Source organism: Seongchinamella sediminis (genome assembly GCF_003457605.1).
GTDB lineage: Bacteria > Pseudomonadota > Gammaproteobacteria > Pseudomonadales > Halieaceae > Halioglobus > Halioglobus sediminis.
The window spans coordinates 184,652-193,107 of sequence record NZ_QRAN01000008.1; the positions used below are offsets into that span (position 1 = coordinate 184,652).

Genomic DNA, 8,456 nt, shown 5'->3' on the forward strand with positions numbered 1-8,456 from the left:
GGTGCAGTGGCGGCATTTGAACAGCGCCTCGGTGCTGCCCTCGCGCAGCGCCGGGAGCAGCAGCTCTATCGCCAGCGGCTGACCCTGGATTCCCCCCAGGGGCCGGTGGTGCGCCTGGACGGGCGCGACTACCTCAACTTCTGCAGCAACGACTACCTCGGCCTGGCCGCCCACCCGCGGCTGGTGGCGAGCTTCCAGCGGGCGGCGGCGGAATACGGCGTCGGCAGTGGCGCCTCGCACCTGGTGTGCGGCCACAGCCGCCCCCACCGACAGCTGGAAGAGGCCCTGGCGGAGCACACCGGCCGCGCCCGGGCGCTGCTGTTCTCCTCCGGCTACGCCGCCAATACCGGCACCCTGGCGACCCTGCTGCAGCCCGGTGACAGGGTACTCCAGGACCGCCTCAACCATGCCTCCCTGCTGGACGGCGGCCTGCACAGCGGCGCCCGCTTCCGCCGTTTTGGCCACAACGACGTTGCTGACCTGGCCCGCAAGCTGTCCGCCGGCGAGGGGCCGGCGCTGGTGGTGGTTGACGGCGTCTTCAGCATGGATGGCGACAGCGCGCCCCTGCCGGAGCTGGCGGCACTCTGCCGGCTGCACGACGCCTGGCTGATGGTGGACGACGCCCACGGCTTTGGGGTCAACGGCGACAACGGCGCCGGCACCGTGGCCGCCGCCGGGCTGGGCGAGGACGAGGTGCCGGTGCTGATGGCGACCCTGGGCAAGGCGCTGGGCACCGGCGGGGCCTTTGTCGCCGGCAGCGAGACCCTGATTGAGGCGCTGGTGCAGCAGGCCCGCAACTACATCTATACCACCGCTATTTGCCCGGCGCTGGCCGCCGCTACCCTGACCGCGCTGGCACTGCTGCGCGACGAGGCCTGGCGGCGGGCGCAGCTGGGCGAGCTGATCCAGCGCTTCCGCCGGGGCGCCGAACAGCTGCAGCTGCCGCTGATGGCATCGGCCAGTGCCATCCAGCCGCTGCTGGTGGGCGACGCGGGCACCGCCCTGCAAATGAGCCAGGCGCTGCGGGACAGGGGGCTGCTGATCAGCGCCATCCGCCCGCCCACGGTGCCAGCGGGCACCTCGCGGCTGCGCATCACCCTGAGCGCCGCCCACAGCGAGGAGCAGGTGGACCGCTTGCTGGAGGAGCTGGCCCGTTGCCGACCGCAGTAAGCATCGGGCGCGAGTACCTGCCGGCTACCGATGCCGCCCGGGCGGAGCTGGTATTGCTGCACGGCTGGGGCGCTAACCGCAATATCTGGCGGCCGCTGCTGCCGGCGCTGCGGCCCTGGGCCAATATCACCCTGCTGGATTTACCCGGCCTGGCCCCCGGCCTCGAGCAAGCCGACCTCGAGCTGGAAGACCTGCTGCTGGCCATTGAAAATCGGGTTCCCGCGGCTGCCGTCTACCTGGGCTGGTCCCTGGGCGGGCAGCTGGCCATGGCCCTCGCCGCCCGCCGGCCCGGGCAGGCCGGCGCCGTGATCACCCTCTGCAGCAGCCCCCGCTTTACCGCCGCCGATAGCTGGCCGGGCATGCCGGCCGCCAGCCTGGCCCGGTTCAGCAGCCTGGTGGCGGACAAGCCGGTCACCGGCCTGCGCCGTTTCGACAGCCTGCAGGTGGCCGGGGCGGCGCGGCCCCGGCAATTGCTGCGCGCCCTGCAGGCCCTGCGCGCGGGCCGCAGTGAGGGCCCGCTGGCCAGTGGCCTGCAGTGGCTGGCGGAGCTCGACCAGCGCCACGACTGGCCGGCCCTGGCGCTGCCGCAGCTGCACCTGCTGGCCGCTGACGACCAGTTGCTGGCGGCGGGTATCGACCATGCCCTGGGCGACCTGCTGGCGGCTAATGCCGCCGCCGAGGTGGATACAGTGGCGGCGGCCAGTCACCTGGCGCCGCTGGAGCAGGGCGCGGCCATTGCCGCCCGCCTGCGTGACTTCCTGGACAGCCACGGATTGCTGCGGCCCGCCCACAGCGCCCCGGCCCCCATGGCCAAGAGCGATGTGGCCCTGTCCTTCAGCCGCGCCGCGCCCCGCTATGACTCGGTGGCCATGCTCCAGCGGGACGTGGGCACGGCCCTGCTGGACCAGCTGGACCGGCTGGAGCAGACACCGGCCACGGTCCTGGACCTGGGCAGTGGCACCGGTTATTTCTGCCCCGAACTCCGGGGCCGTTTCCCGGCGGCGGCGTACATCGGGCTGGATCTCGCCGAGGGCATGGTGCGCTACGCCCGGGAACACCACCCCGGCGCCGAAGCCTGGCTGGTGGGCGATGCCGAGGCCCTGCCCCTGGCCAGCCATTCGGTGGACCTGATATTCAGCAGCCTGGCGCTGCAGTGGTGCCACCGCAGCGACCTGCTGTTTGCCGAACTGGCCCGGGTGCTGCGCCCCGGCGGCCGCTGTGTGTTCAGCACCCTGGGGCCGCAAACCCTGCGCGAGCTGCGCGCCGCCTGGGCGGCGGTCGACCAGCATCAGCACGTCAACCGCTTCCTGCCCCTGGAGGTATTGCAGCAGTCGCTGCGCCAGCAGGATGGCCTCGCGCTGCAGGTGGGCGAACAGGCCTACCGCATGGAATACGCCCGGGTGGGCGAGCTGCTGAACGAGCTGAAAACCCTGGGCGCCCATAACGTCAACCGCGATCGTCCCGCCGGCCTCGGCCATCGCCGGGTCCTGCAGGGGATGATGCGCGCCTACGAGGACTGGCGGGAAGAGGGCATGCTGCCCGCCACTTACCAGGTGTACTTTGGCCTGTTGGAGAAGTCATGACCCGCAGTTTTTTCGTTACCGGCACCGACACCGAGGTCGGTAAAACCGCCGTCAGTTGCGCCCTGCTGGAAGCGGCCGCCAGCGCCGGCCTCAGCACCGCCGCGGTGAAGCCGGTGGCAGCCGGCTGCGATGAACGCGGCCACAATGAGGACGCCCTGCAGCTGATGGCGAGCATGACCGCGGCGCTGGACTACGCGCAGGTCAACCCGGTGGCGCTGCAGCCCGCTATTGCCCCGCACATTGCCGCCGCCCAGGCGGGTCGCAGCCTGCAGGCCTCACGGCTGGCGGGGCTGTGCCGCGGAGTGATGAGCGCCGGCGCCGACCTGGTGCTGATCGAGGGCGCCGGTGGCTGGCGCGTGCCGCTGTCCCCGCGGGAGACCCTGGCGGACCTGGCGCGGGAGCTGGGGGTGGGGGTGATTCTGGTGGTGGGCATGCGCCTGGGCTGCATCAATCACGCCCTGCTGACCGCCGAGGCGGTGCGCCGGGACGGCCTGCCGCTGGCCGGCTGGGTGGCCAACCAGCCCGGCGCGCGCATGAGCTGCCATCCGGAAAACCTGGACACATTGCAGCGCCTGTTGCCTGCGCCGTTCCTCGGGGAAGTTCCCCGGCTCGACCCCTGGGATGCCAGCGCCGCCGCTGAATTCCTGTCAATCAGGCCGCTTGTCGATAAGTAAACGCTTACTTACACCTATTCGGGGCCCGTTCTTCCCGGCGCTTATAACTATACTCCCACGCAACTTCTGCCTCGGCATCGAAAAAGGTATTTGACTTTGCAGGGGTTTTACGCAAAATGTGATCACTGCTCACATGGCCCCCAGGGGCAGGCCGCTGCCTGCGACCCCGGGTCCGACGATCGAAAGAGGGAATTACCATGCCAGAGTACAAGGCGCCGCTGCGCGATATCAGTTTTGTGATGAACGAAGTGCTGGAAGCAGAGAAGCTGTTCCAGACACTGCCAGGTTACGAAGAAGCCACTGCGGAGTTGATGGATGCCATCACCGCGGAAGGGGCAAGGTTCTGCGAAGGTGTGCTGGCCCCGCTGTACCAGAGCGGTGACCAGGAAGGCTGTACCTGGAGCGAGGAGGGCGTGAAGACCCCCTCCGGGTTCAAGGAAGCCTACCAGCAGTTTGTGGAAAACGGCTGGCCCTCGCTGGCGGCCGACGTGGAGTACGGCGGCCAGGGCATGCCCAACCTGGTGGGTATCGTCAACACCGAGATGGTCGGCACCGCCAACTGGGCCTGGGGCATGTACCCCGGCCTCAGCCACGGCGCCATCAAGACCATTGAGGAGCACGGCAGCGCCGAGCAGAAGGACAAGTACCTGACCCGGCTGATCTCCGGCGAATGGACCGGCACCATGTGCCTGACCGAATCCCACTGCGGTTCCGACCTGGGCCTGCTGCGCACCAAGGCCGAGCCCCAGGCCGATGGCTCCTACGCCATCACCGGGCAGAAGATCTTCATCAGTGCCGGCGAGCACGACATGACGGACAACATCATTCATATCGTGCTGGCGCGCCTCCCCGATGCCCCCGAGGGTACCAAGGGTATTTCCCTGTTTATCGTGCCCAAGGTCAACGTCAATGACGACGGCAGCCTGGCTGAGCGTAACGCGGTGCACTGTGCCTCCATCGAGCACAAGATGGGTATCCACGGCAACGCCACCGCGGTGCTCAACTTCGACGGCGCCAGGGGCTACCTGATCGGCCCCGAGAACAAGGGCCTGAACTGCATGTTCACCTTCATGAACACCGCCCGTATCGGTACCGCCGCCCAGGGCCTGGCCCACATGGAACTGTCCTTCCAGGGCGCCCTGGCCTACGCTAAAGAGCGGCTGGCGATGCGCAGCCTGACCGGCCCCAAGAATCCCGACGGCCCGGCGGACCCGATTATCGTCCACCCCGACGTGCGCCGCATGCTGCTGACCCAGAAAGCCCTCGCCGAGGGCAGCCGCGCCATGCTGTACTTCCTGGCCATGCAGGGCGACATCGTCGACAAGGGCAGCGAGGAACAAGCGAAGGCGGCCGATGACCTGATGTCACTGCTGACCCCCATCGCCAAGGCCTTCATGACCGAAACCGGCTACGAAGCCGCCAACCACGGCGTGCAGGTATTCGGTGGCCATGGCTTTATCCAGGAATGGGGCATGGAGCAGATTGTGCGCGACAGCCGCATTTCCATGCTCTACGAGGGCACCACCGGCATCCAGGCCATGGACCTGATCGGGCGCAAGGTGCTGGGCTCCGGCGGCAAGCTATTGATCCAGTTCACCGCCATGATCGACGAGCTGGTGGCCAGTGGCAGCGAGGAAGACCAGCAGTTCCTGCAGCCGCTGAAGGCGCACAGTGACGAGTGGCTGGGCCTGTCGATGAAGATCGGCGAAGCCGCCATGGGCAACCCGGATGAAGCCGGCGCCGCCGCCGTGGACTACCTGATGTACTCCGGCTACGTCACCCTGGCCTACTTCTGGGCGCGGATGGCCATGGTCGCCCGCCAGAAAATTGCCGAGGGCGGCGAGGACAAGTCCTTCTACGAGGCCAAGCTGATGACCGCCCAGTTCTACTTCGAACGCCTGCTGCCGCGCACCGAGTCGCTGAAGGCAACTATGCTGGCCGGCGCCGACAACCTCATGCAAATGCCCGAGGCACTGTTCGCGGTTTGACCAATGCTGCTGGGAAGTCACCCTCGATTTGGGGGGTGACATTCCCTACTTTCGGGGGGAGAATACACAGCCTGTGTTCTCCCCCTTTTTTATGGACATGACCCAAGACCAGATCGAACAGGACCGCTCCCAACAGAACTCCCTCTACCCCGAGGACCAGGAGAAAGTGGATGCATTCCTCAAACGGGGCGTTAACTCGGTAGAGCGCAAGCCCTTCCGCCCGGGCCGCCTGCTGATCATGCTGGTGGTGGTGGTCATGGGCCTCAGCATCTTCAGCCAGTGGCTGGCCCGCTGGGCGGGAATTTACTAGAAAACTCCCCATTGGTTAGCCGCAATGCTTTTGGTATAGTAGCCGGCCTCAAAATTCACGGTGTGTAGCGCAGCCTGGTAGCGCACTTCCTTCGGGAGGAAGGGGTCGGAGGTTCAAATCCTCTCACACCGACCATATACCCCTCTCATCATGTCCCATGATGACCCTAAAGCCCTGAATTTCAGGGCTTTTTTGTTTATACTCTTTCCATATTCGCCCCAAGGTGTCCCATCGTATACCGACAATCTGGCGGTACAGGCGACGGTATCTCTGGCGGGTGAAATCCTGATACCGTCATTTTCGGCATGCCGCCAGGGAGGTAGATATGACCAATCTGACCGCCACACAGGTAAAACAGGCCAAACCCAAGGCGAAGGCTTACAAGCTCCCTGACGGGGGAGGCATGTACCTACTGGTGACTCCTCCGGGAGCTCGTTACTGGAGGTACGATTACCGCTTCGCTGGTAAGCGCAAGACACTGGCTCTAGGGGTCTACCCGGAGGTGACGCTGAAGGCCGCCCGGCAGGCCCATCAGGAGGCCAGAAGCAAACTGAACAAGGGTATCGACCCCGGAGAGGTCCGTAAGGTAGAGAAGCTAAATCGTTACCTTGCGAGCGCTGAAAGCTTTGAAGCGGTGGCTCGCGAGTGGTTTAACCAGATCATGCCCGACAAGTCCAAGAGTTACCGGGAGCGTACTGGCCGTATTCTTGAGAAGGACCTTTACCCCGTTATCGGTAATCGGCCTATCGCCTCGATTACCGCTCCTGAATTGTTGGCCGCCCTGCGTCGAATAGAATCGCGAGGAGCCAATGACATCGCCCACAGAGCCAAGCAGACCGCTGGACAGGTATTCCGGTATGCGGTTGCAAGCGGTAGGGCAGAGCGTGACCCCGGCGCAGATTTGAAGGGGGTGCTGAAGCCCCGGCGCAAGAAGCACCATGCTGCGATAATCGAGCCGACAGAGGTCGGTAAACTATTAGTTGCCATTGATGGTTTTGAAGGAACACCAGTAGTTAAAGCCGCCCTGAAATTGTCTCCTATGCTGTTTCAACGCCCTGGTGAAATCCGGGCTATGGAATGGGAGGAGATTAATTGGGAAGAGAAGCAGTGGGAGATCCCAGCCCATAAGATGAAGATGGGGCAACCTCACATTGTCCCGCTTTCCAGCCAGGCCTTGGCAATATTAGAGGAACTGCGACGGTTGACTGGGAGAGGCAAGTTTGTATTCCCCTCCGCCAGAGGTGCTAGCAGGTGTCTATCCGAAAACGCTGTGCGTGTCGCTCTAAGGACTCTAGGTTACACCAATGAGGAGATGACTCCACATGGTTTTAGAGCGATGGCTCGGACCATTCTGGATGAGGTATTGAACTACCGAGTGGACTGGATTGAGCACCAGTTAGCGCACCAGGTTCGAGATGCTAATGGCCGAGCTTACAATCGTACTTCGCACCTCGTGGGACGGGCTGAGATGATGCAGGGTTGGGCTGACTATCTAGATGAACTTGAATGCCAAGCGAAGATTGGAAATGTTGTAAGAGCCGACTTTACCTGTGTGTAGAAGATAATAATGTTAGACAAGAGGGAAAATTTTGAATAGCGGTGAAATCAATAGCTGGTTGCGATGTACTTACCCGTATCGACGACGACTTGATCTTGCAACGATCATCTGGTTTTGGATGAGGTTAGAAAATACGGATAATTGGGAGTCAATTTATAACGAAATAGTTGCTCACTGTGGTGAGAAAATCGACAGAACAAAGGTTGCTTATGATGTAGGTCGATTGCTCAGTCGTAAGCATGTCGAGCACGAATTTGGCGAACCACTGACGGCCAGTGAAGAAGACCTGCTTCAATATAAAAATACGATCTCGCGAGTTACCCCTTTTTCAGATGGTTTACCCATTGACGATGAAGCTATAGCACTTTTTGGTTCCGAAGGAGAGGCGCCGGATTATTACCTTCACCCATTATTGTCGGAACGAAAATTTACCCAGTCCTTTGTCGATCTTGATTTACTGATAGAGCGCATGGAAAGCCAAGGGCTCTACTACCCCAGTGGTCTAGTGCTTCGTCGCGATCAAGGGGATGAATCTAGCCCAAGGCCTGATATTCACATAGAGCCGGGAAGCCCCTCAAATCCCTTTCGAATGTTTTTTCTTGTGGACGAAGTAGATGATTTTCTGTGGTCAGGAAAAAATAAGGCAGGAAACATACTTGTGAATTGCTTCCCTGACAGGTACGGAGATGATTTCCAGTATCTGTTGGCTGCAATTTTTGACATTTCGAAAACTCAGGCAAACAGGCTGAGAATATTCACACAACCGAAAGAAACGAAGTTTCAAGGTACCAGAGGCGCAGATCTACGGTCGATACTAAAGCCTCTGATGCATGTGATGTACTTCGAAAAAGACGTAGCACCAAAGTTTTGGTCTATCCGAGGCGCGGGATATAAGAAACTCGAAGAGATGTTAAACATCGAGGAGAGTGAGAGGAGGGCACTGCTAGCAATCGCAAGACCGAATGAGAGGGTTGTCGACGACAAGAAGGCGACATTTGAAAATCCTGGAAAAAACCCGAATACCACCCTTCTTGCGCGTAGGGCGGCAAAGCTTGCGTATTCCGGACCAACGTGACCACCCATTCCGTTTCATCGTAACCGCCTGTTCCGGGCGATCGTGACCGCTCATTCCGTTTCATCGTGACCGATTTCAGGGCTTTCCCCGGAATCGGC

7 protein-coding genes and 1 tRNA gene are annotated in these 8,456 nt (G+C 62.2%); all 8 read left to right on the plus strand.

The genetic code is table 11. The features are described from left to right. Positions 1-6: 6 nt before the first annotated feature. The 8 genes from bioF to DWB85_RS19405 all read left to right on the plus strand — a co-directional run bounded on the left by bioF (position 7) and on the right by DWB85_RS19405 (position 8,358). On the plus strand, positions 7-1,170 hold the full coding sequence (gene bioF, locus DWB85_RS09580; RefSeq protein ID WP_117954020.1) for an 8-amino-7-oxononanoate synthase: 1,164 nt from the start codon (positions 7-9) through the stop codon (positions 1,168-1,170). After that, complete coding sequence (gene bioC / locus DWB85_RS09585) at positions 1,155-2,753, plus strand: malonyl-ACP O-methyltransferase BioC (RefSeq protein WP_117954021.1); 1,599 nt, start codon at positions 1,155-1,157, stop codon at positions 2,751-2,753. Before bioF ends, bioC begins: the two co-directional genes overlap by 16 nt. Beyond that, entirely contained in the window at positions 2,750-3,427 is a 678-nt protein-coding gene (gene bioD / locus DWB85_RS09590; protein WP_117954022.1) for a dethiobiotin synthase, read from the plus strand. The genes bioC and bioD overlap by 4 nt, the downstream gene beginning before the upstream one ends. A 197-nt stretch (positions 3,428-3,624) precedes the next feature. Continuing rightward, a complete protein-coding gene (locus tag DWB85_RS09595) occupies positions 3,625-5,415 on the plus strand; it encodes an acyl-CoA dehydrogenase C-terminal domain-containing protein (RefSeq protein ID WP_117954023.1) in 1,791 nt (596 codons plus the stop codon). 97 nt (positions 5,416-5,512) lie between these two features. Then, positions 5,513-5,725, plus strand: a complete 213-nt coding sequence (locus DWB85_RS09600) for a DUF3094 family protein (protein WP_205422704.1) — start codon at positions 5,513-5,515, stop codon at positions 5,723-5,725. 58 nt (positions 5,726-5,783) lie between these two features. Then, a tRNA-Pro gene (locus DWB85_RS09605) sits at positions 5,784-5,860 on the plus strand. Between the two features lie 190 nt (positions 5,861-6,050). After that, entirely contained in the window at positions 6,051-7,283 is a 1,233-nt protein-coding gene (locus DWB85_RS09610) for a tyrosine-type recombinase/integrase (RefSeq protein ID WP_117954024.1), read from the plus strand. Between the two features lie 31 nt (positions 7,284-7,314). Continuing rightward, positions 7,315-8,358 (plus strand): hypothetical protein, encoded by a 1,044-nt coding sequence (locus DWB85_RS19405; protein WP_133300597.1) that lies wholly within the window; start codon positions 7,315-7,317, stop codon positions 8,356-8,358. Positions 8,359-8,456: the final 98 nt, after the last annotated feature.